The sequence below is a fragment of the Acidovorax radicis N35 genome (assembly GCF_000204195.1).
GTDB classification, from domain to species: domain Bacteria; phylum Pseudomonadota; class Gammaproteobacteria; order Burkholderiales; family Burkholderiaceae_C; genus Acidovorax; species Acidovorax radicis.
Genome location: NZ_AFBG01000021.1, coordinates 315,852 through 340,166, shown reverse-complemented (window position 1 = coordinate 340,166; position 24,315 = coordinate 315,852). Strand labels below are relative to the sequence as shown.

The window sequence follows — 24,315 nt, the reverse complement described above, 5'->3', positions numbered from 1 at the left end:
AAAAAACATGCCGCAGGGGCTCCGCAGCGGTTGTCAGCTTTGTAAGGGTCTGCGATTGTAGGGCGGAGACGGTAAAAACCCTAGTAAGCGAATCTGCTTATATGGGTGGGTCAATTGTGATCCCGATGCAGCCAATGATCCCTGGCGATCCCTACATCGCCGATGGCCGGGTTCAGTTCTTGCTGGGGTGGAAGGCATGAATGCTCCTGCGTGCCCTGCCGACTTTGCAACACTGGTGCCGGTCCCCCTGACCCCCACGGCGTTTCTCCCTTTTGGGGCGGTGCTGCAGGCGCCTGCGGGCCCGGGCCGCCCCATCAATGCGGGCAGCTCAGAACGATTTGATCTGGTAGACGACCTGCAATTGGGGGCAGAGGGTGGTCGGGCGCAACTGGCGCTTTTTCGCGCGCAGGCACGCCAATTTCCGCTGCAAGTGCACGAGATGGAATGCCATCGGTGGGGCAGCCAGACCTTTGTGCCCTGGGGCGTGGTGCGCTTTGTGGTGGTGGTGGCCCCGGCAGGCGAAATGCCCAGTGGCGGAGAGATCCGGGCCTTTGTCACCGACGGCCGGCAGGGCGTTGTGCTGGCCCCGGGCACCTGGCACCACGCCTTGCTGGCAGTCGATGCGGGCGATTTTCTGGTGATCGAGCGCGCAGCCGCTGTGGTGGACTGCGAACTCCACCGGCTGGACCTGCCCTTGCGGCTGGAGCGGCGATAGCGCGCTGCGGGGGAGCCCGCTCACTCCTTCGTCGCAATGCGCTCGGCCAGCGCAGTCAATGAGCGGTCGCTGCCTGCTGGGCCCAGAAGCGACAGCCCCAAGGGCGCACCGTCGCGCCGCGCCAGCGGCATGGACAGTTGTGGAAACCCGGACAGCCCGGCGATACACAACATCTGGATGGCCCGGTTGCGGTAGTCCTCCAGGCTGCTTTCGGGGGCCGTGCGCAGCGGTGCGATGTCGGGCATCGTGGGCAGAAGCAGGACGCCATCCCGGCCCAGCAGCGCCGCAAGATGGGCGCGATAGCGATCCCGAAAGGCGCGTGCGCTGGCCACCTGCCCATCAGTCACGTCGCGGGACCAGGCAAAACGCTCGGCCACACCCGGCCCCAGGGGGGGCGCGTAGCGCTCGATCAGTGGCCCGTCGGTCATCCAGGCTTCTCGCCCCTGCACGTACCGAAAGTTCCAGTACATCGTGTCGAAGGACTCCAGCACCGCGTTGGCGGGCTGCGAGGGGCCAAGCAAGTCCGTCACCTGCTGCGTGGCACCCTGCAGAGCGCCCACCACCGTGGGGTCGAGCAGCGCCCACACATCCGTGGGGAGCAGCAGGCGCACCCGGGGTGGCAGCGGGGCCGCATCGTCGCCCAGCAATACGTCGGCGACCCGGGCAAAGGTCTGCACATCGCGCGCAAACCAGCCGCAGGTGTCCAGGCTCGGTGCCAGGTCCATCGCCCCTTCCAGGCTCACGCGCCCATGCGTGGGGCGCAGCCCGTACAGGCCGCAATGGTTGGCAGGCGCCCGTACCGACCCGCCGGTATCGGTGCCCAGCGCAAAGTCGCACAGCCCGGACGACACGGCCGCTGCGGAGCCTGACGATGAACCCCCCGTGATCCGGTCAGGCGCAGCCCCATTGAGGGGCGCGCCAAAGTGCGCGTTGTTCCCGTTCATCGAAAACGCCAGCTCATCGGTCACGGTCTTGCCCACAAACCGAGCCCCCGCGTCGAGCAGCTTCTGCACGGTGGGTGCGGTACGCGTCTTGGTGCCCGACAGTGCCAGCACCACGGGGTTGCCGCCTCCGGTGGGGTAGCCCGCCACATCAAACAGGTCCTTCGCTGCAAAACACAGCCCGCTCAGGGGGCCCGTGCTGGCGTTCACTACCGGTACGGGGGGATAGGGAACAAAGGCGTGGGCTGGGTCGTGCGCAGTCATGGAGTGGTGTCAACAACGGGAAGAAGCTCGGGGGCGATGGCTGCTGCGGCCTCAGTGCGCAGGCACAGCGCACGGTGGCCGGGCGCTATCTGGACGGCCGGAGGTTGTTGTGTGCGGCATGCTGGCGTTGCCAGCGTACAGCGCTCGGCAAAGGCGCAGCCGGGGGGCAGGTTTGACAGGTCTGGGGGGGCACCGGCAATGGTCTCCAGCGGCGTGCCGCGTGCCATGGCGCCATGCGCCCGGCTTTTGAGCAGCGCAATGGTGTACGGGTGTCGCGGGTGGCGAATGAGGTCCCGCGCGGTGCCCTCTTCCACAATGCGCCCTGCGTACATCACGGCAATGCGGTCGGCCACTTCGACGGCGGCGCCAATGTCGTGCGTGACAAAGATCACCGACAGGCCCAGGTCACGCTGCAGTTCGCGCAGCAGCAGCAGGATCTGGATCTGCACGGTCGCATCGAGCGCGGTGGTGGGTTCGTCGGCCAGCAGCAGTTGCGGGCGGCAGGCCAGCGCCAGGGCAATCATGGCGCGCTGGCGCATGCCGCCCGACATTTCGTGTGGATAGGCCTGCAGCCGCCGCTCCGGGCTGGGTATGCGCACGCGCTTGAATAAGGCCAGCGCACGTTCCTGGGCCTGTGCGGCGGTCACATTCTCGTGGCGGCGGATCGACTCCACGATCTGTGCCCCCACCGTGTACACCGGGTCCAGCGCCAGCAAAGGCTCCTGAAAAATCATCGCCGCCACCTTGCCTCGGTAGTCCGCCAAGTCGCGGCCCGACAAGGTCAGCAGGTTCTGGCCGGCCACCCGTACCTTGCCTGCAATGCGGGTGCGCCGCTCGGGGTGCAGGCGCAGCAAGGTGCGCAGCGTCACGCTTTTGCCAGACCCGGATTCTCCAATCAGCGCAACCACCTCGCCACGCTGCACCTGCAGGCTCACACCGCTGACGGCTTGTACCGGCCTGCGGCCACCGGTAAAGGTGACGCTGAGGTCATGAAGCTCCACCATGGGTTCGGTGGCCCCCGACGAAGGAGGAAGGGTGTCCAGGGTCATGGTGTTGCTTTCAGGCCGCCTGGGCCATCGGCTGCGGCGCTTGGGGGTGGCCGCTGCCGGGTTCATGCACCAAGCAGGCTGCGACATGGTGCGGGCCGGTGGTGGTGCGCACGGGCACTCGCTGCGCGCACACCGCCGCAGCCATGCTGCAGCGCGGATGAAACCGGCAGCCCGACGGCGGGTTGATGGGGTTGGGCGGGTCGCCCGCCAGCGGCGCCTCCAGCGTGCGGTGGTCGGGGTCCATGGACGGCATGGACGACAGCAGGGCGCCGGTGTAGGGGTGCGCGGGCTTTGTGAACAGGGCATCGGACGGCCCGATCTCTGCCACCTGGCCCAGGTACATCACCATCACCCGGTCGCTCATGTAGTGCACCACGTTCAGGTCGTGGCTGATGAACACATAGGTCAGGCCAAATTCCACCTTGAGGTCGGTCAGCAGGTTCAGCACCTGCGCTTCCACCGATTTGTCGAGCGCAGACACCGCCTCGTCCAGGATCACCATGCGGGGTTGCAATGCCAGTGCACGCGCAATGTTGACCCGCTGGCGTTGCCCGCCCGACAGCTCGTGCGGATAGCGCTCGGCAAACCGCGCCGGGGCCAGGCCCACACGGTCCAGCAGACTGCGCGCACGGGCGATGGCCTCGCGCTGCGGCACGCCGTGCACCTGTGGTCCGAAGGCGATGGAATCTTCGATGGTCAGGCGCGGGTTCAGGGACGCATAGCTGTCCTGGAACACCATCTGCACCTGGCGCCGGAACTCCTTGAGGGGCAGATCGCGGCTGCCCACGGTGCGGCCGTCAAACACGATCTCCCCGGCCGTGGGTGCGATGAGCTGCATCAGCAAGCGCGCCGTCGTCGACTTGCCGCAGCCCGATTCCCCGACCACCCCCAGCGTTTCCCCCTTGAGGACTTCGAAGTTCACGCCATCCACCGCATGCACCACGCCCCCGCCGCGCCCCAGCGCATCCTTCTTGAGCGGGAAGTGCTTGACCAGCCCCCTGATGGTGAGCAGAGGCTGCGCGGGTCCGCCGACATCGGTGATCGTGTGCATGGTCAGAAGACTTTCGGCCTCTCAGCCCTTGTTGTCCATGGCCGAGCGCAGGCCGTCGGAGAGGATGTTGAACGAGATCGAAGTGGCGAAAATCATCAGTCCCGGCAGCGCCGCCACCCACGGCTGCACGTAGATGGCCGTGCGCAGCGTGTTGAGCATCAGGCCCCACTCGGGCTCGGGCGGCTTGACCCCCAGGCCGAGGAACGACAGGCCTGAAGCCAGGATCATCGACACCGCGATCAGGCTGGTGGCGTAGACAAAGATGGGCCCCAGCACATTGCCCAGCACGTGCACGCGCACGATAGTGAACGGGTTCGCGCCAGAAGCGCGCGCGGCCTCCACGTAGTCGCGGTTGCGCACCTGGGTGGTCACGCTTTCCGCCACCCGCGCAATCTGCGGAATGAACACGATGGTGAGCGAGATCAGCGAGTTGACGACGCCCGCGCCCAGCACGCCCGACAGCGCAATCGCCAGCAGCACCGACGGAAAGGCGTAGAACACGTCGATGGTGCGCATGATGGCCGTATTGGTGATGCCCCCGGCGTAGCCCGCCACGATGCCGATCACCGAGCCCAGCACAAAAGCGCACACCACGGGCGTGATGCCAATGAACAGCGACAGGCGCGCGCCCACGATGAGCCGCGACAGCATGTCGCGACCCAGCTCATCGCTGCCCAGTGGCAGCCCTTCGGTGCCGATGGGCTTGAGCCGCTTGAGCATGGACGCTGCATACGGGTCTGTCGGCGCAATCCACGGGCCCAGCACCGCCAGACCGATGAGCAGCAACACCACCAGCGCCGCCCCCATGGCCACCGGGTCGCGGGTGAACCGCACCAGCGCGGCTGTCCAGTAGCCGCGCGAGCGCAGCGCGGGCGCAGGGCTGTCTGCAATGGCAGACGCCGAAGAGGAGGGTGCAGTCGTGGAGGCCATGGTGGGTGGTCTTGTTCTTCCGCTTCAGGCGCGGGCGATGCGCGGGTCCAGCAGCGTCTGCAGCACGTCCACGAGCAGATTGAGGAGCACAAAAAACAGGGCCAGCACCAGGATGGTTCCCTGCAGCAGCGGCAGGTCGCGCTGGAAGATCGCAGAGTTCAGCAGGAAGCCCGTGCCGGGCCAGGAAAACACCGTTTCGATCAGGATCGAGCCACCCAGCAGATAACCCAGCTGCAGGCCCATCACGGCCAGGGCCGTGGGGGCTGCGTTCTTCACCATGTGCCGGAACACTCCCCGGTGCGTAAGCCCCTTGGCGCGCAGGCCCAGGATGAACTCCTGGTCCAGGATGTCGGCCACCAGCGCGCGCACCGTGCGCGCGATGATGCCCATCGGGATCACCGACATGGTGACGGCAGGCAGCACCAGGAACTGCAGGTGTTCCCAGTCCCACGCCCAGTCGCTGGAGCCGCCTGGCCCCGCGCCGGTGGCGGGCAGCAGCGCCCACTGCGAGCTGAACACGATCACCATCACCATGCCCAGCCAGTAGTGCGGCACGCTCACGCCCAGCACCGACAGCATGGACGCCAGCCGGTCCACCCACGAGTTGCGAAAGTACCCCGCAACAAAGCCAAACAGGCTGCCCAGCACAAAGCCGATGAAGGTGGCCACCACGGCCAGCCGCAGCGTGTTGCCCACGGCCGTCATCACCTCACCCGCCACGGCCCGGTTGCTGGCAATCGACACCCCCAGGTCGCCGTGCAGTGCGCGCCACACCCACATCACAAACTGCTCTGGCAGCGACCGGTTGAAGCCATACAGCTCGCGCAGCTGCGCCTGCAGCTCTGCCGAGGCGTCGGGCGGCAGGATGGACACCAGTGGGTCGCCGGGTGCCAGGTGCACCAGCAGGAAACACACCAGTGCCACACCCAGCATGATGGGCAGGGCATAGAGGAAGCGGCGCAGCAGGTAGGCAAGCATGGAAGGGCGGCGTGCTGAGGTCGGTGGCGTGGGCTCAGTCCATCGTCATCGTGGCGATGTCGATGAACCAGCTGCGCGGCTGCACCACGTTCTTGACCTTGGCCGACATGGCGCGTGGGCCCACGTCGTGGGCAATCCAGACAAACGGCGCGTCTTCCACGATGTGGGCATGCAGCTTGGCCAGGGCCGCGTCGCGGGCCTTTTCGTCAAAGCTGGTGCGGGCATCGGCCACCAGCTTGTCCACCTCGGCATTGCCGTAGTAGCCCCAGTTGTTGGACACCGGCGGAAAAGCCTTGGTGCTCACAAAACGCACCATCGCAAAAAACGGGTCCATGGCGGCAAAGCTGATGTTCACCGCGTTGGCGCCGTTGGCCGATGCATCCTTGGCACCCTTGCGCCAGTTGGTGAACAGGGTGTTCCACTCGATCACATCAAACTGCACGTCAAAGAAACATGCTTTGAGTGACTGCTGCGCAAACTCGTTCATCGGCAGCGGCTGCATTTGGCCCGAGCCCGAGGCCGAGATCTGCACCTTGACCTTGATGGGCTTGGCCGCCGAGTAGCCCGCCTGCGCCATCAGCGCCTGCGCGGCCTTCACGTCGTACTTGATGTCGAACTTGGGGTTGCCCCACCACGGGTGGCCTGGGGGCACCGTGCCCTTGGGCTCGGCCATCATGCCGCCCAGCAGCTGCTTCATGCCCCCACGGTCAATGCACAGGTTGGCGGCCTGGCGCACGCGCTTGTCCAGCCAGGGCGAGCCCTCGGCAAACGACAGCTGCCACGGCCACACATGGGGCTGGGCGTTGGAATAGATCTTGAACCCGCGCTGCGTGATCTGCGGCATGGCATCCGGTGCGGGGGCCTCGATCCAGTCCACCTGGCCGCCCAGCAACGCGGCCGTGCGGGCATTGGCCTCGGGCATGGGCAGCATCACCACCTTGTCGATCTTGGGGGTGCGCTTGGCGTCCCAATAGGCCTTGTTGGCGGCCAGCTCCAGGCGTTCGCGCGCCACAAACCGCGTGACCTTGAAGGGGCCCGAGCCTGCGGGATCGGCCGCAAAGGCGGTCCATGCCGCCTTGGACTTGTCGGCGGGCGTGGCCCCTGCCGCCGCGTCAAATTTCTTTTGCCAGTGCGCGGGCGACGCCATGAACAGGTTGGTCAGGTTGATGGGCAGGAACGCGTCGGGCTCGCTGGTGGTCAGCTCCACCGTCATGTCGTCGATCTTGCGGGCCGAGCGCAGCGTGGGCATGCGCGAGGCCGTCACGCCCACCTGGCTGGGGTCGAAATGCACGGCGTCCTTGTCCAGCACTTTGGCCACGTTCCACACCACCACATCGGCGTTGAGCGCGGCGCCGTCATGGAACTTCACGCCAGGGCGCAACTTGAACACCCACTTCGTCTTGTCCTTGTCATCCACCGTCCACGACGTGGCCAGCGCAGGGATCAGCACACTGGCTGTATCGGCCTTGGAAAGGTCCCACTGCGTGAGCGAGTCATAGATCGGAATGCCCGTGAAGCGGTTGCCTTCAAAGCCCTGGTCGGGCTGGCCCAGCGTGCGGGGGATGTCTGCCGCCGTCATCGCGATGCGCAGCACCTTCTCTTGCGCCAGCGCGGCAGAGCCACCCATCAACGAGAAAGCCATCGCCAGGGCCAGTGGCGCGGGGCGCTGGCGTGGAGGGGTACGGGTGTGCGACGGCGGCAGGGCATGGCTCATGGGATCACCTTCCAGAGAGGGGTTGAGGTCAACCTCTCAAAGCAAGTGACATGCCATCATTTCAGCGTTCACTAAACTTCCCCGTGCACCATGAACGAGGTGCGGCGGCGGGGTTTCCCCACCGTGGTGCGCCCTGCGCGTGCGCCACCCACAAGACAGCCCAAAGAAAACGGCCCGCGAGGGGCCGTTGGAATTTTGGGGAGGCGCCTGTCGCGCCCCTGATGGATCAGCGGCTGCTTGGAAAACTGAACACCGCGCCCTCGCGCACACCGGCCGACGGCCAGCGCTGCGTGATGGTCTTGCGCTTGGTATAGAAGCGCACGGCGTCGGGTCCGTAGGCGTGCAGGTCGCCGAACAGGCTGCGCTTCCAGCCGCCGAACGAGTGGTAGGCCACGGGCACCGGCAGGGGCACGTTCACGCCCACCATGCCGACCTGGATGTGGTCGGTGAAGTAGCGGGCGGCCTCGCCGTCGCGCGTGAAGATGCAGGTGCCGTTGCCGTATTCGTGGTCGTTGATGAGCTGCATGGCTTCCTGCAGCGTCTTCACGCGCACCACGCCGAGCACGGGGCCGAAGATCTCTTCCTGGTAGATCTTCATGCCAGGCTTGACGTTGTCGAACAGGCAGGCGCCCAGGAAGTAGCCTTCCGCATGGCCTGCCACCTGCACGCCCCGGCCATCCACCACCAGCGTGGCGCCTTCGGCCACGCCCTGGTCCACATAGCCCTTCACCTTCTCGAAGTGCTGCTTCGTGACCAGCGGGCCCATGTCGTTGCTGTTGTCGGTGCCCGGGCCGACCTTCATCTTGGCAATCTCGGTCTTGAGGCCCGCAATGACGGCGTCACCCACCGCGTCGCCCACGGCCACCAGCAGCGGGATGGCCATGCAGCGCTCGCCGCACGAGCCGTAGGCCGCGCCCATCAGGGCGCTCACGGCGTTGCCCACGTCCGCGTCGGGCATCAGCACGGCGTGGTTCTTGGCGCCGCCCAGGGCCTGCACGCGCTTGCCGTGCTTGCAGCCTTCGGCGTAGATGTACTCGGCAATCGGGGTGGAGCCGACAAAGCTCACGGCCTTGACGCGCGGGTCCTGCAGCAGCGTGTCCACGGCCGTCTTGTCCCCGTTGACGACATTGAGCACACCCGGCGGCAGGCCGGCTTCCAGGGCCAGCTGGGCGATGAACAACGTGGAAGAAGGATCACGCTCGGAGGGCTTGAGCACAAAGGTGTTACCGCAAGCGACGGCCATGGGCCACATCCACAGCGGCACCATGGCCGGGAAGTTGAAGGGGGTGATGCCAGCGGTGACGCCCAGCGCCTGGAACTCGCTCCACGAGTCGATGTTGGGGCCCACATTGCGGCTGTGCTCGCCCTTGAGCAGCTCGGGCGCGTAGCTCGCGTATTCCACGTTCTCGATGCCGCGCTGCAGCTCGCCGTGCGCATCGGCCAGCACCTTGCCGTGTTCGGCCGTGATCAGGGCGGCGATCTTGTCGGCGTTGTCTTCGAGCAGGACTTTCAGCTTGCTCATCACCCGTGCGCGCTTGAGCGGTGGCGTGTTGCGCCAGGCCGGGAAGGCGGCCTCGGCCGAGGCAATGGCAGCCTCGACGGTGGCCTTGCTCGCCAGCGCCACGCTGGTGGTCGATTGGCCGGTGGCGGGGTTGAACACCGGCTGCGTGCGCGCGGTGTCCGCAACGATCTTGCCGTCGATCAGGTGGCCGACGGTGGTGGTGACGTTCTTGTCGTGGTTCATGGCAAAAATATGAATAAAAAGTGCTGCTAGCGCTTATGTAGAAAGCGCGAGCAGCTATTGAATCAGGAGTGTTCCCGCAGGCGGATGAAACGGGCGCGCGCCAGGCCAGCGGCCGCCGCGCAAAGGCCGCCCCACCGCGCTGGCGGCGTCCCCTTGGGGGAAGGCGCGTAGCGCCTCAGGGGGTGTGTCATCACGCCGTTTCAGCCAGGGCGTCGCCCAGCGCGTTGACCAACCGGTCAATCTCGGCGCGCTCGCTGATGAATGGTGGCGCCAGCTGGATGGTGTCGCCACCGTAGCGCACATAAAAGCCCTTCTTCCAGCAGTTCATCGCGATCTCGTACGGGCGCTTGGCAGGCTCGCCGGGTACGGCCGCAATGGTGAAGCCAGCGGCCAGGCCAAAGTTGCGGATGTCGGCCACATGCTTGGCGCCCTTGAGGCTGTGCACAGCCTGCTCGAAGTAAGGGGCCAGCGCCTTCACGCGGCCGATCATGTCTTCGTTTTGCAGGATGTCGAGCGCTGCAATGCCCGCAGCGCAGGCCACGGGGTGGGCCGAGTAGGTGTAGCCGTGCGGGAATTCGAGCATGTACTCGGGCCCACCTGCAGCCATGAAGGTGTCGTAGATCTCCTTGGTGGCCACCACGCCGCCCAGCGGCTGCGCGCCGTTGGTGACCTGCTTGGCAAAGTTGAGGATGTCGGGCGTCACGCCAAAGGCCTCGGCACCCGTCCAGGCGCCGCTGCGGCCAAAGCCGCTGATCACTTCGTCAAAAATCAGCAGGATGTTGTTCTGCGTGCAGATCTCGCGCAGGCGCTGCAGGTAGCCCACGGGCGGGATCACCACACCGGCCGAGCCCGAGAAGGGTTCGACGATCACGGCGGCAATGTTGCTGGCGTCGTGCAGCGCAATCACTTCCAGCAAACGGTCGGCCAGCTCTTTGCCCGTGGGCGGCATGCCCTTGTGGAACGAGCCTGCGGGCGGCTGCGTGTGGGGCAGGTGGTCGGCCTCCACGCCCTGGCCGAACAGCTTGCGGTTGGCCACGATGCCGCCCACCGAAATGCCGCCAAAGTTCACGCCGTGGTAGCCCTTTTCGCGGCCGATCAGGCGCGTCTTGCTGGCCTGGCCCTTGGCGCGCCAGTAGGCGCGCGCCATCTTCAGGGAGGTGTCGGCGGACTCGGAGCCCGAACCCGTGAAGAACACATAGTCGAGCCCGGCGGGCGTGAGTTCCTTGACGCGGTTGGCCAGCTCAAAACCCAGCGGGTGGCCAAACTGGAAGGCCGGCGCGTAGTCCAGCTTCATCGCCTGCTTGCCGATGGCTTCAGCTATCTCGCGGCGACCGTGGCCCAGGCCCGCACACCACAGGCCCGAGAGCCCGTCAAAAATCTTGCGGCCGTCTGAGTCGGTGTAGTACGCGCCGCTGCCCTCCACGATCATGCGCGGGTTGGCCTTGAACTGGCGGTTGGCCGTGTAGGGCATCCAGTGCGCGTCCAGCCATTCGGCGTCCATGCGGGGGCCTTCGGCGCCAGCGGCGGGTTTTTCGATGTTGACGAAGCTCATGGGGGTTCTCCAGTGCAAAGGCGGCGACAAAAGGCGGGCAACCCCAGCGGCCTGGGGCTTGACGTAGGGCATTGTTGCGCCGCCTGTTAATCTCTCAAATAATCCAATATCAATGTTTACTTGACGATTTATGCAAGTAAAAGCACCTGCACCACTCCCTGCAACCCCATCGCCCACCAAACACCGCGCCGTGCTGGGCCAGCTCAGCGACATGGACCTGCGCCTGCTGCAGGTGTTCAAGAGCGTGGTCGAGTGCGGCGGCATGTCGGCGGCCGAGCTGGAGCTGAACATCGGCACCAGCACCGTCAGCCGCCACATGAAGGACCTGGAAACCCGCCTGGGCCTCACGCTGTGCCGGCGCGGGCGAGCGGGTTTTGCGCTCACGGCCGAAGGGCAACGGGTGTACGACGAAACCCTGCGTCTGCTGTCGGCCGTGGATGCCTTTCGCAGCAGCATCGACGACATCCACCGGCGCATGGGCGGGCGGCTGGAGGTGGCCGTGTTCGACAAGACGGCCAGCAACCCGGCCGCGCACATTGGCGACGCGATTGCGCTGTTTGCCAGCCAGGCGCCCGAAGTCAGCCTGCAGATGCATGTGGCGTCGATCCCGGCCATCGAGCGCGGGCTGATCGACGGCAGCTTCCATGTGGGCATCATCCCGGCGCACCGCACGTCGCAAAGCCTGGTCTATGCCGACCTGTTCGCCGAAACCATGCTGCTGTACTGCGGTGCACGCCACCCGCTGTACGGCACCGACCATGCCGCGCTCACCTGGGAATCCCTGCGCGCCTACCAGTTCGCGGGCCTGGGCTACCACTCGCCCAACATGGAACTGAGCCACAGCACGCGCCTGCCGCGCAAAGCCACGGGGTTTGACCAGGAGTCGATCGCCACGCTGGTCCTGTCCGGCCGCTACCTGGGTTTTTTGCCCGACCACTACGCCGAAGGCTTCGAGCGCCAGGGGCTCATGCAGGCGGTGTCGCCCGCGCAGTTCCACTACCGCTGCCAGTTTGTGAGCGTGTTGCGCAAGTCGCCCCACCCGCCGCGCGCGGCCCAGGCGTTTGCGCAATGCCTGATCCAGGCGCATGGTTGATGGACCTGGGTTGCCCCAGGCGCGGCGCAGGCGGACAATGCCAGCTCTTTGGCGCTTTTTTAGCGGGGCACACGATGGCAAGCATTTCTTCAGTTGGCAGTTCTGGCCTGCAGGCCGCGCAGTTGCGGCTGGATGCCTCGGCCAACAACGTGGCCAACATGAACACCCCCAATTACCGCCGCCAGGTGGTGGCGCAGGAAGAAGCGGCTGACAGCGCTGGCGTGCGCGCCACGGTGCAGCGCCAGCAAGAGGCTGAAGGGGTGGCGCTGGAAAAAGAGGCGGTGGAGCAGATGTCGGCCACCTACGCGTTCAAGGCCAACCTGCAGACCATCAAAACACAAGACGAAATGATGGGTTCGCTGCTGGATGTGAAGGCCTAAGTCATTTCTCCCGCGCTCCCCACAATGCCCCGCCAGCCGGGGCATTGTTGTTTTCAGCGCCAGCGCTGGTGCGGCCTCGGTTGGCCTCAGCTGGCAGAGGCCAGCCCCGCCAGCCGGTGAACGAGCCAGCGCTGAAAGGCCAACCCGGTGGCGGTGCGGCTGCGCAAGGGAATGCTGTACATGGCGGGCTCCTTGGGGTGGCGTTCAGGCGGATTGCAAGGCGGGGCTGGGCGATTGCGCCGGGGCACCATGGCTGGCGGTGCGCCGTGCCGCGCGGTCCCACGCCTTTTCGTGGAAAAAGAAGGCCACGGCCTGCACGGTCGGCTCCAGCAGGCTCAGCGTGAGCGACGCCCACAGGTTGCCCGTGACGGCATAGGCCACCAAGGCGGCCACACAGATATGGATCAGGTAGTAGCTGCCCGTTTTCATCAGCATGGTTTGGTTCTGGCGGGCGGCACGGCGGATGTGGGACATGGCGAGCTCCTTCTCTCTCTTTTTTCAACAGGGCCTGCGGTGGTGGCAGGGATGTTGAAATGGTAGTTATTCGCAATAGCGTTGACCAATTGATCATCGCTAAGCTGGAGATAGCCACTATCAAGCGGTGGCTCATCTGCATGGGGTGGCCCCTACTCCAAGCAGACTGGTTCTGCGCGTGAACTAGTTCACACCATGGGGTTAAAAAAAGCCGGTGCGCGCCATGCCCCCGTTGCTATGATGGCCGCTCTTTTCAACCCCCTCTTTTGCTTTGGGAGCACACATGGCCCTCATGGACTTCATCAAGAAACAGTTCATTGACATCATTCAATGGACCGAAGAGGGGGACGGCACCCTGGCCTGGCGCTTCCCCATGCGCGACATGGAAATCCAGAACGGCGGCACGCTGGTGGTGCGCGAGTCGCAGATGGCCATCTTCGTGAACGAAGGCCAGGTGGCCGACGTGTTCACGCCCGGTACCTACAAGCTCACCACGCAGACGCTGCCGGTGCTGACCTACCTCAAGAACTGGGACAAACTCTTCGAGTCCCCCTTCAAGAGCGATGTCTACTTCTTCAGCACCCGCCAGCAGATCGACCAGAAGTGGGGCACGCCCCAGCCCATCACGATCCGCGACAAGGACTTTGGCGCCGTGCGCCTGCGCGCGTTCGGCAACTACGCGTTCCGCATCGCAGACCCCAAGCTGTTCCACACCGAGATCTCGGGCACGCGGGAGATGTATCCCGTGGCCGACCTCGAAGGCCAGCTGCGTGGCCTGGTGCTGCAGAACATCAGCAACGCCATTGCGGGCAGCGGCCTGCCGTTCCTCGACCTGGCGGCCAACCAGGTCATGTTTGCCGATGCGCTGACCAAGGAACTGGCGCCCATCTTTGCCAAGCTGGGTATCCTGATCGAATCTCTCACGGTGCAGAACGTCTCGCTGCCCGAAGAGCTGCAAAAGATCCTCGACCAGAAGATCGGCATGGGCATGGTCGGCAACGACATGGGCAAGTTCATGCAGTACCAGACGGCGCAGGCCATCCCCAAGTTCGCCGAAGCCAGCGGCGGCGGTGGCGGCATTGCGGGCGATGCGATGGGCTTGGGCGCAGGTGTGGCACTGGGCCAGGTGCTGGCGCAGAACCTGCAGCAGGGCCTGCAGACCCCGGTGGCCCCTGCGGCGGCCGCAGCGGCACAGGCAGCTGCCGCACCTCTGGGCGTCAAGCCCGAGGACGTGATGGCCACGCTGGAGAAGCTGGGCGACCTCAAATCCAAGGGCATCCTGACCCAGGAAGAGTTCGACGCCAAGAAGGCCGAGCTGCTCAAGAAGCTGGTCTGAATCCGGTTGCTATCATAAAAATAGCTGCTTGCGCTGGAGGGATAAGCGCTAGAGGCCAAAAAGGCCTCAAAGCCGTGTAGCGCGGCGCAGGCAGCAGCCCCACGATGGCCACCGACCCCACACAGCGTTATTACCGCGCGCCCTGCCCGGGCTGCGGCGCGCCGGTTGAATTCCGCAGCGCGCAGTCCACGCACGCCGTCTGCGGCTACTGCCAGAGCACCGTCGTGCGCAGCGGCGATGTGCTCACACGCGTGGGCAAGATGGCCGAGCTGTTCGACGACCACAGCCCGCTGCAGCTCATGGCCAGCGGGCGCATCCAGCTCGATGGCAAGGACGTGCCCTTCACCCTGGTGGGCCGCCTGCAATACAAGGGCGATGCGGGTGTCTGGACCGAATGGGCCGCCTTCCTCAACGACGGCACCCTGGCCACCCTGGGCGAGGACAACGGCGCCTACGTCTTCACGCGCACGATCGACCCCGGCCGCGAGATGCCCGAGGCCGCGCGTTTTCGCATCGGCAGCACCACGGCCATCAATGGCAAGCCGTACAGCGTGGCCTACACGGGCCAGGCATCGCTGATCTCGGCCCAGGGCGAGCTGCCCAAGCTGCCGCCCCTGGGCGAGCCCTTCGGCATGGTCGAGCTGCGCAGCGCCGACGGTGAAGTGGTCAGCATCGACTACGGCCACACGCCGCCCAACGTCGAGCGCGGCAAGTCTGTGCTGCTGGAAGATCTGCAGCTCCAGGGCCTCAAGGACGAATCCGCCAAGGACGAAAAAGGCCGCCAGTTCAACTGCCCGCACTGCGGCGCGCCGGTGCAGGTGCAGCTGGCGGGCACCAAGAGCATCACCTGCGGCTCGTGCGCCAGCATCATCAGCCTCGATAGCGGCGTGGGCGGTGAGCTGCGCTCGGCCGAGCAGGACGAGCCGGTGCAGCCGCTCATCCCGCTGGGCAGCAAGGGCCAGCTGCAGGGCGTGCATTGGCAGGTGGTGGGCTTTCAGCACCGCATGGGTGTGGAGCCCGGCGACGACGAGCACTTCGGCTGGAGCGAATACCTGCTCTACAACCAGAAGCGCGGCTTTGCCTTCCTGGTGGATTCGGAAGAGGGCTGGAGCATGGTGCGCCCCACCACGGGCGCGCCGCAGATGGCGGCCACCGGGCGCTCGGCCACCTACATGGGCACCAAGTACGAGCTCAAGTACACCTACGAGGCCGAAACCACCTACGTGCTGGGCGAGTTTTACTGGCAGGTCACGCGCGGCCAGAAGACCACCAACCGCGACTTCGCCAGTGCCAAAGGCCTGCTCTCGATGGAGCAAAGCCCGAACGAGATCACCTGGTCGGCCGGGGACAAGCTCGCCAGCGATACGGTGGCCAAGGCCTTCAAGCTCGAAGACAAGGCGGACGCGCTGCAGCGCGACGACCCCGGCCCCTTCGCGGCCAAGTCGGGCCTGGGCTGCGGCACCATCATCCTGATTGCGATCATCATCATCATCCTGCTGATCATCCTGAGCAATTGTTCAGGATCGTCGGGCAGCGGCTACCGCAGTTCAGGCGGATCGTTCGGCGGATACTCGTCCGGCGGAAGCCACAAGTAAGCGACTGGACGGACCCCGCCGCCCGCTTTCAGACCGATCCACGCCCCCTGGCCCGACCGACAACCCACCCACAAACACCCGTTTCAAGGAGATCCCATCATGATCGGCATCGAATGGCTCAAGCCCGCAGCGTTCCTCGGGTCCATCCTCTACGCCATCATCGGCGTGGTCATTTTCTGGCTGTGTTTTGTCATCGTGGACAAGATCACCCCCTACGACCTGTGGCGCGAAATCGTCGAAAAGCAGAACCAGGCCCTGGGGCTGGTGGTGGCGGCGATGTGCCTGGGCATCAGCATCATCGTGGCGGCAGCCATTCACTGACGCACCTTGCCTGAAGCGGCGCGTGCCCCTGCGGCGCGCCGGTACCTGCCTTGCAATCCGACCTGACTTCTCCTGCCTCGCCGTCCGAGGCCCCGGGCGCCCACTCCGGCCCCCGCCCCATCGAAATCGCCCTGCTCATCAGCGTGTTCGTCGTGGCCGCCTGCGGGCTGTTGTACGAGCTGGCTGCGGGTGCGCTCGCGTCCTACGTGCTGGGCGATTCGGTGCTGCAGTTCAGCACCATCATCGGCACCTACCTGTTCGCCATGGGCGTGGGCTCGTGGCTGTCGCGGTACTTCGAGCGGCAGCTGCCCGCGCACTTTTTGCGCATCGAATTGCTGGTGGCGCTGATTGGCGGCGCCTTGCCTGCCACGCTGTTCCTGGCCAACGCGTACGCGCCGGGCGCGTTTCGCTTTCTGCTGTACGGCATGGTGCTGATGGTGGGCACGCTGGTGGGGCTGGAGATCCCCTTGGTGATGCGCATCCTCAAGCGCAATGTGGCCCTCAAGGACCTGGTCTCCCAGGTGCTCACGTTCGACTACCTGGGCGCGCTGGCGGTGTCGCTGGCGTTCCCGCTGCTGCTGGTGCCGCACCTGGGGCTCATCCGCACGGGGCTGCTGTTCGGGGTGATGAACGCGGCCGTGGCGCTGTGGGCGGTGTGGCTGTTTAGGCACGAGCTGCGGCGCCTGAAGGCGCACCTGGTGGCCTGCGTGATGGTGCTGGGCATCCTGCTGGCCGCTCTGGCGGGGGCTGAGCACATCACCAGCGTGGCCGAAGACAAGTTCTACCAGGACCGCATCGTCTTCAGCACCGCGTCGCCTTACCAGCGTATCGTGGTCACGCAGGGGCGCGTGGGGCACCGGCTGTACCTCAACGGCAACCTGCAGTTTGCGCAGGCCGACGAGTACCGCTACCACGAAGCCCTGGTGCACCCCGCCATGTCGGCACACGGTGCGCCCAAACGGGTGGCGGTGCTGGGCGGTGGCGACGGCATGGCCGTGCGCGAGATCCTCAAGTACCCCTCGGTCGAGTCCGTGACGCTGGTCGAACTGGACCCGGCCATGACAAAAATCTTCAGCGAGAACCCCACGCTCGCGCGCCTGAACAGCAATGCCTTGCAGAACCCCAAGGTGAAGATCGTCAACACCGATGCTTTTGGCTGGCTGCAGGAGGGGGCGGACACTTTTGATGTCATCGTGGTGGACTTTCCCGACCCCACCAACTTCTCGATCGGCAAGCTCTACACCAACAGCTTTTATGCGCTGCTGGACAAACGCCTGGCGGCCAGTGGCTACGCGGTGGTGCAGACCACGTCCCCGCTGGTGGCGCGCAAAAGTTACTGGACGGTGGTGCAGACCATCGAGTCCGTGGGCTTGCACACTGCGCCTTACCACGCGCACGTGCCCAGCTTTGGCGAATGGGGCTTCATCATCGCGAGCCGCAGGCCCTGGCGCCTGCCCGAGGCCTTGCCCGACGGCCTGCGTTTTCTGGGCACCGACTCGCTGCCCCTGCTGTTCGATTTTCCGCGCGACATGGCGCGGGTGCCTGCCGAAGTGAATCGGCTGTCGAACCAGGCGCTGGTGCACACGTACGAGCGCGAGTGGGGAAAACATTGAGAAGCCCCCGATTGAGAAGCTCCCCTGAGACGCTGCGCGTCATCCCCCAAAGGGGGACGCACCCAGCGGCCTGGCAAAGCCAGTTCCGCGGGTGCACTGGTATGGGGGCGTGCCGGTCGTTGCGGACGGGGGCGGAATGCTGCCGCATGTCAGGCGGCCTGCAGATCCCAAAGTCCGTTCACGCTGAGCTTGTCGAAGCGCCGCGCAAGGCTTCGACAAACTCACCCCGAACGGTGTGGGTGCCCAACCGCAGCTCCGCATCGAAGACACTGACACCATGCAGCGCCGCCACTTCCTAGCCACCGTTGCCGCTTCGGCGACGTCCGCCGTTGTCCTGCCGGGCTGCGACGAAGCGCCGCGCACGCTGCAGGGCGGCTTTGCCGGCATCGACATGCAGCGCGGCCATGCGCTGCGCGACCTGCTCAAGACCGGCACCCTGCCCGAGCCCACGGTGGTGCGGCGCGCGCAGGTCATCATCGCGGGCGGGGGCGTGGCGGGGCTGGCGGCGGCGCGGTCGCTGCGGCTGGCCGGGGTGGAGGACTTCGCGCTGCTGGAGCTGGAAGACAGTGCGGGCGGCAACAGCCGGGGCGGGGCCGTGCAGGGCATTGCCTGCCCGCTGGGCGCGCACTACCTGCCGGTGCCCGGCGACGATGCGCGCGAAGTGCAGGATCTGCTGGAAGAGCTGGGCTTGCGCCAGCGCGTGGCGGGCCGTTGGCGCTATGACGAACGCCACCTGTGCCACAGCCCGCAGGAGCGGCTTTTCTTTGAGGGCGAGTGGCAGGAAGGCCTGCTGCCCGCGCACGGGGTGCCGGACACCACGCTGGCCCAGTACCGCCGCTTTGCGCAGGCGGTGGACGACGCTGCCAAGGCTGCGCGTTTCACCATGCCCGTGCTGCGGTCGCTGGGCCCGGGCAAGCCGCTGGCCAAGCCCCACCAGGCGCTGGATGCACTGACGTTTGCCGCCTGGCTCGCACAAGAGGGCTTTGACGACGAGCACCTGCTCTGGTACCTGAACTACTGCTGCCGCGACGACTACGGCGCGGGCGCGGCGCGCGTGTCGGCCTGGGCGGGCATCCACTACTTTGCCAGCCGCCACGGTTTTCACGCCCCCGGCGAGGCGGCGGACGAGGCCCGTGAAAGCGTGCTGACCTGGCCCGAAGGCAATGGCTGGATCACCCAGCGCCTGGCCGAGCCCCTGCGCGCCGGAGGCCAGCTGCGCACCGCCACCAGCGTGCTGCGCATTACCGAAACCCGCCACGGCGTGGAGGTGGATGCCTTCAACCACGCCACCGACAGCGTGGAGCGGTGGCAGGCGCCGCGCTGCATCGTGGCGCTGCCGGTGTTCGTGGCGGCGCGTGTGGTGCAAAGCCCGCCCGCCTTCCTGACCGGCGCGGCGCAGCGCCTGCAGTCGGCCCCCTGGCTGGTGGCCAACATCCACATCGACAGCCCGCTCACCGACCGCCCCGGCGCCGCGCCCGCGTGGGACAACGTGCTCTACGCCGACCCCACCGCCGGCGGCCTGGGGTATGTGAACGCCGGGCACCAGCGGCTGGACACCCGCGCCGCTCTGGCCGGGCCCACGGTGCTCACCTACTACCAGGCGCTGGGCGACGTGCCCGACGGCCGCCAGCAACTGGCCACCCAGCCCTGGCAACCGTGGGCCGAGGCTGTGCTGGCCACCCTGGCCGTGCCCCACCCCGACCTGCGCCAGCGCGCCACGCGCGTGGACATCACCCGCTATGGCCACGCCATGGCCATCCCTACGCCGGGAATGCTCGGGTTTTTAAGCCAGATTGGCCTCCAGCGCTTATCTGGTAAGCGCAAACAGCTATCAAATGGGGAGCAAGCGCCCTGGATTCCCACTCCCGCCACGGCGCGGCTGTCGTTTGCGCACAGCGACTGGTCCGGCTACTCGGTGCTGGAAGAGGCCTTCACGCGCGGGCATGGGGCCGGGCTGGTGGCGGCGGGGTGAGTGGGTGAGGGGGGCGGCGGGCAAGGCGCACCGCTACGTGCGCCGCACATCCCACCACAGGCCCAGGCACAACGCCACGCCCACGGCATACAGCATCCACGTGAGCGAGATGGCGTAGGGGTAGAACATGAGCGCCACGCCCCACCAGCGCATGCGCCGCTGCGGTGTTTTTTTGCCCTGCCAGTACGCGGCCATGCCGATAAGGCCGAACACGACGGCGCCCGCGATGTAGGCCGGGCTGGGCAGTTCCAGGCCGAGGGATTGCAATGCAGAAAGGGTGTCCATGCGGGTGGGTTCGGCGGTGGGGTGGCGGGGTGCGTGTGGGCAGCGGGACCGGTGTGATTCCCCGGCGCGGCAAAAGGTCCATGAAATCAAGCCGGTGGGGGACCGCCTGAGTATCGGCATCGAACGCGGTACCCCGGTGGCAGTGGACATCACGTCCTGTGGGCATGCCATGTCCATTCCGGTGTCGGGTAGGCAGCAATTTTCATGAAAAATTGGCCTGTAGCGCTTGACAGTAAAGCGCAAGTAGCTATCAAATGGTGAGCAAATTCTCTGGATACTGACACCTGCAACAAGCCCGTTTGTGCACCGCGATGGGGCCGGCGATTCGGTGTTGGCAGAGGCCTTCACGCGTGGCCATGGGGCCCGGCGGATGGCGGCGGGTTGAACGAACACGATGGCGGGCACCGAACTGCACATCCACGTGGCGCGGCAGCAGCTGGACGTGGTGGTAGACGGCGCCATCGAGCGCAGCTACCCGGTATCGACCGCCCTGAACGGCGTGGGCGAACGCAGCGGCAGCGGCTGCACCCCGTGCGGCGCACACCGCGTGCGGGCCAAGGTGGGCGCGGGCTGCGCGCCCGGCACGGTGTTTGTGGGGCGCCGCGCCACGGGCGAAATCTATTCACCCGCGCTGGCCGCCCAGCACCCGGGGCGCGACTGGATCCTGAGCCGCATCCTGTGGCTCACCGGCTGCACGCCCGGCGTCAACCGGGGCGGTGCGGTGGACACGCTGCGCCGTGAGAACCTGTTCAAGGTCTTTTCGGGGATTGCATTGGAGTGCAATCGGGATGAGTGGATGCTTCGGATGCGCCGCATGGGCTCATGCCCATGCAAGCAGCCGGGGCTTCGAATCGCCCGATTTCACTCCAACCCTTCGGGCAAGTGCCTTGCCGGGCGGTCTGCGGCGTTGCGGTGCTTGCCAATAGCACGGGCTATTGGCTGCGCCCCGCGCCTTGCATCCCATCCCGGCAAGGCACTTGTGCGACCCCGAAAAGACCTTGAACAGGTTCTTACATCTACCTCCACGGCTGTCCTGACGGGCTCCCCATGGGCGTGCCCGCCTCGCACGGCTGCGTGCGCATGACCAATGCCGATGTGATCGACCTGTTTGACCGGGTCCCGGTGGGCACGTGGGTGCACATCGATGGGACACCGGCCACTTCGCCGCTGGCCGGTGCGGCGCCATGACGGACCAGGCCCCTCCCCACAGCCCGGCGCCTGTACCGCCCGCGGTGGCCGCACCGCTTTCACTCGACCGCCGCTTCCTCGTTTTTCTCGGCCCCTTGGTGCTCACCAACATCCTGCAGGCGCTTACCGGCACGGTGAACCACATCTACGTGGGGCGGCTGCTGGGCGCGGGCTCGCTGGCGGCCGTGGCGTCGTTCATGCCGCTGTTCCTGCTGCTCAGCGCCTTCATCTTTGGCCTGGGCAATGGGGCATCCATCCTCGTTGGCCAGGCCTTTGGCGCGCGCAACCCTGCGCGGCTGCGCGCCGTGGCGGGGACCACGCTGTGCGCTGGCATGGTGCTGGGCCTCGTGCTGGCCACCGTGGGTATGGTGGTGGCGCGCCCCGTGATGGTGGCGCTGGGCACGCCCGCCGATGTGCTGCCCCAGGCGGTGGTGTATGCGCGGGCCATGATGGCGCTGTTTCCAGTGCTGTTCACCTCCATGCTCACGGCGGCGCTGCTGCGCGGCACGGGCGACACCGTGACACCGCTGCGCGCGCTGGTGGTGTCGCTGTCGGCCACGGTGGTGCTGGCGCCGCTGTTCATCCGGGGCGTGCCCGCCATCGGGTTGCCTGCGCTGGGCATTCTGGGCGGGGTGGCCGCGCTGTTGCTGGCCACGCTGGCGTCGCTGGGCTGGACGGCCTGGCACCTGCGGCGCCGCGCGCATGTGCTGGCCCCCACGCGGGCGCTGGCGGGGCAGATGCGGCTGGACGCGGCCTTGCTGCGCACCCTCCTTCGTCTGGGCGTGCCCACGGGGTTGTTTTTCATCACAGGTTCTCTGGCGGACCTGGGCCTGCTGAGCCTGGTCAACGCCCATGGCTCAGCGGCCACGGCGGCCTGGGGCGCGGCCAGCCAGGTCATGTCGTATGTGCTGTTCCCGGCAATGGCGGTGGCCATTGCGTCGTCGGTGTTCGCGGCGCAGGCCATTGGTGCGGGCCAGGGCCACCAGGTGGTGGCCGTCACGCGCACCGGTATGCGCATGAACCTGTTGCTCACGGGCGGCCTGGCGGTGCTGATGTTCGGCGCCGCGCCCTGGGTGGTGGGCCTGTTTGTGGCCGACGCCCGCGTGACCGACATCGCTGCACGTGTGCTGCATCTCACGGTGTGGGGCGCGGTGTTCTTTGGGTGGGCCAGCGTGTATTCCAGCGTGATGCGCGCCAGTGGCACCGTGCTGGCGCCCACGCTCATTTCGCTCGGTTGTCTGGCATGCCTGCTCGTGCCGCTGGGCTGGCTGCTGGGGCGCCAGTTTGGCCTGGTGGCCACCTGGGCGGCCTATCCGGCCACCTACCTGTGTGCCCTGGTGCTGCAGGGGCTGTACTTCCATGGCGTGTGGCGGCGCAAGGGCTTGCCGCATCGCCTGGTCTGATACTGAACTGAAATTTGATGAAAATGAGGCTGTGGCGCTTACTGAATAAGCGCCAGTAGCTATCAAATGAGGAGCATTCTGGGAAAAGGCGTGGCAGACGCCACCTTGCCGTTCGGGCCGTACCCGGAATGCTCGCGCCGGGTGCGCGCCCTCCGCAGAAAAATGAGGCGTTTGCGGGGTCTGACCCCCATGGCTATTCCTGGTACACCGGCGTAGACTGGCAACGGAATTGCCCGTCAGTTGGAGTGGTCCATGCCAGCCAACTATGTCCCCGTGCAGCACCCCTGGTCGCCTTCGGCGTACCTCTCCAACGAGCCCGCAGGCTCCCGGGAGACGGGGTTCGCTTTTGCCACCATTTTTGTATCGGCGGCGCTGTTTGTGGTGGCAGTGGGGTTCGCCAGAATTCCACTGGGCCCGTTTCCTTCCTTCATCCCGATCTATGTCACCGCCCTGGTGATCTGCGATCTCATCACCGCCGTCCTGCTGTTCGGCCAGTACCGGGTGTTGCGGTCGGTGGCGCTGCTGGTGCTGGCGGGGGGCTACCTGTTCACGGCGACTTCCACCACCGCCTATGCCCTGATTTTCCCAGGCCTCTTTGCGCCGTCGGGGCTGCTCGGTTCTGGCCCGCAGACCTCGTCGGCCTTGTACATGTTGTGGCACACGGGGTTTCCACTGGCCGTGATGGCGTATGTATCCGCCAGGAAGGGGCCGCTGCGGCTGCCCGCACTGGTGCGGGTGGCGCGGGCCAAGCCCTGGCAAGGCATTGCGGGCGTGGTGGCGCTGGTGGTGTCGGTGGTGGTGCTGTTCACCGCCTTTGCCACATCGGGGCATGCCTTTTTGCCCATGTTCATGGCGGGCGACCGCACCACGGTCGTGGGCAAGGTGTTCCTGGTGGGCATCTGGCTGCTGAGCCTGGCCGCGCTGGGGAGGCTGTGGCGCGGCAAGCCCCACACGGTGCTGGATGTATGGCTCCACGTCGTGATGAGCGTGTGGGTCTTCGACATCGCCTTGGCGGCCGTGCTCAATACCGGCCGCTACGACCTGGGCTGGTATGTGGGGCGCATCTATGGCTTGCTGGCGGCGGGTTTCCTGCTGATCGTGCTGCTCAGCGAAACGGCGCGCCAGCATGCGCGGCTGATGCAGGTCACCGCCGAGCTGCGGGTCGCCAACGACACCCTGTGGCAGATCTCGATGAAGGATGGGCTGACCCGGCTTGCCAACCGGCGCTCTTTTGACACGCACCTGGCAGAGCATCTGGCCGTTGCCGTGCGCCACCATCGGCACCTTGCGCTGGTTCTGGTGGATGTGGACCATTTCAAGGACTTCAACGACGCGTATGGACACCAGGCCGGAGACGAGTGCCTGAAATCGATTGCCCGCGCACTGGACACTTGCTGCCAGCGTCCGGCCGACCTGGCCGCGCGCTATGGGGGCGAAGAATTTGCGATGGTGTTGCCCGATACGGACCGCGAAGGCGCCGTGCACATTGCCCACGCCGCCCAGAAGGCGGTGGCCGCGCTGCAGATTGCGCACCAGCACAGCTCCACAGGCGTGTGGGTCAGCATCAGCAGCGGCGTGGCCAGCGTCCGGCCTGGCGACGGGCTGAGTGCCCAGGCACTGATTGGCGAGGCAGACAAGGCCCTGTACCGTGCCAAGAACAGCGGGCGCAACCAGGTGGCCGTGGGAGAGGCTTCGCAGGCATAGCCGCCGCGCGCCC

22 protein-coding genes are annotated in these 24,315 nt (G+C 66.3%); 12 read left to right on the top strand and 10 right to left on the bottom strand.

Annotation, left to right across the window (positions count from 1 at the left end; translation table 11 throughout):
- The first annotated feature begins 196 nt into the window (after window positions 1–196).
- Window positions 197–715 (top strand): ureidoglycolate lyase, encoded by a 519-nt coding sequence (locus ARADN35_RS0118550; RefSeq protein WP_010464771.1) that lies wholly within the window; start codon window positions 197–199, stop codon window positions 713–715.
- Window positions 716–735: 20 nt separating this feature from the next.
- On the opposite strand, the gene ARADN35_RS0118545 is transcribed toward ARADN35_RS0118550, so the two are convergent.
- The 8 genes from ARADN35_RS0118545 to aptA all read right to left on the bottom strand — a co-directional run bounded on the left by ARADN35_RS0118545 (window position 736) and on the right by aptA (window position 10,938).
- Window positions 736–1,920, bottom strand: coding sequence for an amidase (locus ARADN35_RS0118545; RefSeq protein ID WP_010464770.1), 1,185 nt, complete (start codon window positions 1,918–1,920; stop codon window positions 736–738).
- A complete protein-coding gene (locus ARADN35_RS0118540; RefSeq protein WP_035197636.1) occupies window positions 1,917–2,924 on the bottom strand; it encodes an ABC transporter ATP-binding protein in 1,008 nt (335 codons plus the stop codon). The genes ARADN35_RS0118545 and ARADN35_RS0118540 overlap by 4 nt, the downstream gene beginning before the upstream one ends.
- Window positions 2,925–2,979: 55 nt before the next feature.
- The gene (locus tag ARADN35_RS0118535; protein ID WP_010464768.1) at window positions 2,980–4,020 is read right to left on the bottom strand and encodes an ABC transporter ATP-binding protein; all 1,041 of its coding nucleotides are present in this window, start codon (window positions 4,018–4,020) and stop codon (window positions 2,980–2,982) included.
- Between the two features lie 21 nt (window positions 4,021–4,041).
- The gene (locus ARADN35_RS0118530) at window positions 4,042–4,950 is read right to left on the bottom strand and encodes an ABC transporter permease (RefSeq protein WP_010464767.1); all 909 of its coding nucleotides are present in this window, start codon (window positions 4,948–4,950) and stop codon (window positions 4,042–4,044) included.
- Window positions 4,951–4,974: 24 nt separating this feature from the next.
- Entirely contained in the window at window positions 4,975–5,928 is a 954-nt protein-coding gene (locus tag ARADN35_RS0118525) for an ABC transporter permease (RefSeq protein WP_010464764.1), read from the bottom strand.
- 34 nt (window positions 5,929–5,962) lie between these two features.
- Window positions 5,963–7,555, bottom strand: a complete 1,593-nt coding sequence (locus tag ARADN35_RS0118520) for an ABC transporter substrate-binding protein (protein WP_208856830.1) — start codon at window positions 7,553–7,555, stop codon at window positions 5,963–5,965.
- A gap of 313 nt (window positions 7,556–7,868) precedes the next feature.
- Window positions 7,869–9,386, bottom strand: coding sequence for a CoA-acylating methylmalonate-semialdehyde dehydrogenase (locus tag ARADN35_RS0118515; protein WP_010464761.1), 1,518 nt, complete (start codon window positions 9,384–9,386; stop codon window positions 7,869–7,871).
- A gap of 190 nt (window positions 9,387–9,576) precedes the next feature.
- A complete protein-coding gene (aptA, locus tag ARADN35_RS0118510) occupies window positions 9,577–10,938 on the bottom strand; it encodes an omega-aminotransferase AptA (protein WP_010464759.1) in 1,362 nt (453 codons plus the stop codon).
- Window positions 10,939–11,068: 130 nt separating this feature from the next.
- Here aptA and ARADN35_RS0118505 point away from each other — a divergent pair, with 130 nt between their 5' ends.
- Together ARADN35_RS0118505 and ARADN35_RS0118500 are read left to right on the top strand one after the other, a co-directional pair.
- Window positions 11,069–12,031, top strand: a complete 963-nt coding sequence (locus ARADN35_RS0118505) for a LysR family transcriptional regulator (RefSeq protein ID WP_181147550.1) — start codon at window positions 11,069–11,071, stop codon at window positions 12,029–12,031.
- Between the two features lie 74 nt (window positions 12,032–12,105).
- On the top strand, window positions 12,106–12,411 hold the full coding sequence (locus tag ARADN35_RS0118500; RefSeq protein WP_010464755.1) for a flagellar basal body protein: 306 nt from the start codon (window positions 12,106–12,108) through the stop codon (window positions 12,409–12,411).
- 204 nt (window positions 12,412–12,615) lie between these two features.
- On the opposite strand, the gene ARADN35_RS0118490 is transcribed toward ARADN35_RS0118500, so the two are convergent.
- Entirely contained in the window at window positions 12,616–12,885 is a 270-nt protein-coding gene (locus ARADN35_RS0118490; protein ID WP_010464751.1) for a DUF2061 domain-containing protein, read from the bottom strand.
- A 283-nt stretch (window positions 12,886–13,168) separates the two neighbouring features.
- On the opposite strand from ARADN35_RS0118490, the gene ARADN35_RS0118480 reads away from it, so the two are divergent.
- The 5 genes from ARADN35_RS0118480 to ARADN35_RS0118460 all read left to right on the top strand — a co-directional run bounded on the left by ARADN35_RS0118480 (window position 13,169) and on the right by ARADN35_RS0118460 (window position 19,722).
- Window positions 13,169–14,221 carry an SPFH domain-containing protein gene (locus ARADN35_RS0118480; RefSeq protein ID WP_010464747.1) on the top strand — a complete coding sequence of 351 codons (1,053 nt, stop codon included), beginning with the start codon at window positions 13,169–13,171 and terminating at the stop codon, window positions 14,219–14,221.
- Window positions 14,222–14,325: 104 nt separating this feature from the next.
- Entirely contained in the window at window positions 14,326–15,816 is a 1,491-nt protein-coding gene (locus ARADN35_RS0118475) for a DUF4178 domain-containing protein (protein WP_010464745.1), read from the top strand.
- A gap of 99 nt (window positions 15,817–15,915) precedes the next feature.
- Window positions 15,916–16,137 carry a DUF350 domain-containing protein gene (locus ARADN35_RS0118470; RefSeq protein ID WP_010464743.1) on the top strand — a complete coding sequence of 74 codons (222 nt, stop codon included), beginning with the start codon at window positions 15,916–15,918 and terminating at the stop codon, window positions 16,135–16,137.
- 50 nt (window positions 16,138–16,187) lie between these two features.
- Window positions 16,188–17,750 (top strand): polyamine aminopropyltransferase, encoded by a 1,563-nt coding sequence (locus ARADN35_RS0118465; RefSeq protein ID WP_010464741.1) that lies wholly within the window; start codon window positions 16,188–16,190, stop codon window positions 17,748–17,750.
- Between the two features lie 277 nt (window positions 17,751–18,027).
- Complete coding sequence (locus ARADN35_RS0118460; RefSeq protein ID WP_029414173.1) at window positions 18,028–19,722, top strand: NAD(P)-binding protein; 1,695 nt, start codon at window positions 18,028–18,030, stop codon at window positions 19,720–19,722.
- A gap of 33 nt (window positions 19,723–19,755) precedes the next feature.
- Here ARADN35_RS0118460 and ARADN35_RS0118455 read toward each other — a convergent pair whose 3' ends face one another.
- Window positions 19,756–20,007 carry a hypothetical protein gene (locus ARADN35_RS0118455; protein ID WP_010464738.1) on the bottom strand — a complete coding sequence of 84 codons (252 nt, stop codon included), beginning with the start codon at window positions 20,005–20,007 and terminating at the stop codon, window positions 19,756–19,758.
- Window positions 20,008–20,401: 394 nt separating this feature from the next.
- Here ARADN35_RS0118455 and ARADN35_RS28390 point away from each other — a divergent pair, with 394 nt between their 5' ends.
- The 4 genes from ARADN35_RS28390 (at window position 20,402) to ARADN35_RS0118440 (ending at window position 24,302) form a co-directional block, all read left to right on the top strand.
- Entirely contained in the window at window positions 20,402–21,091 is a 690-nt protein-coding gene (locus ARADN35_RS28390; protein ID WP_010464735.1) for a L,D-transpeptidase, read from the top strand.
- Complete coding sequence (locus ARADN35_RS27460) at window positions 21,055–21,195, top strand: L,D-transpeptidase (protein WP_010464733.1); 141 nt, start codon at window positions 21,055–21,057, stop codon at window positions 21,193–21,195. Before ARADN35_RS28390 ends, ARADN35_RS27460 begins: the two co-directional genes overlap by 37 nt.
- The gene (locus ARADN35_RS0118445; protein ID WP_010464731.1) at window positions 21,192–22,598 is read left to right on the top strand and encodes an MATE family efflux transporter; all 1,407 of its coding nucleotides are present in this window, start codon (window positions 21,192–21,194) and stop codon (window positions 22,596–22,598) included. Before ARADN35_RS27460 ends, ARADN35_RS0118445 begins: the two co-directional genes overlap by 4 nt.
- A gap of 252 nt (window positions 22,599–22,850) precedes the next feature.
- Entirely contained in the window at window positions 22,851–24,302 is a 1,452-nt protein-coding gene (locus tag ARADN35_RS0118440; RefSeq protein WP_010464729.1) for a GGDEF domain-containing protein, read from the top strand.
- Window positions 24,303–24,315 lie beyond the last annotated feature (13 nt).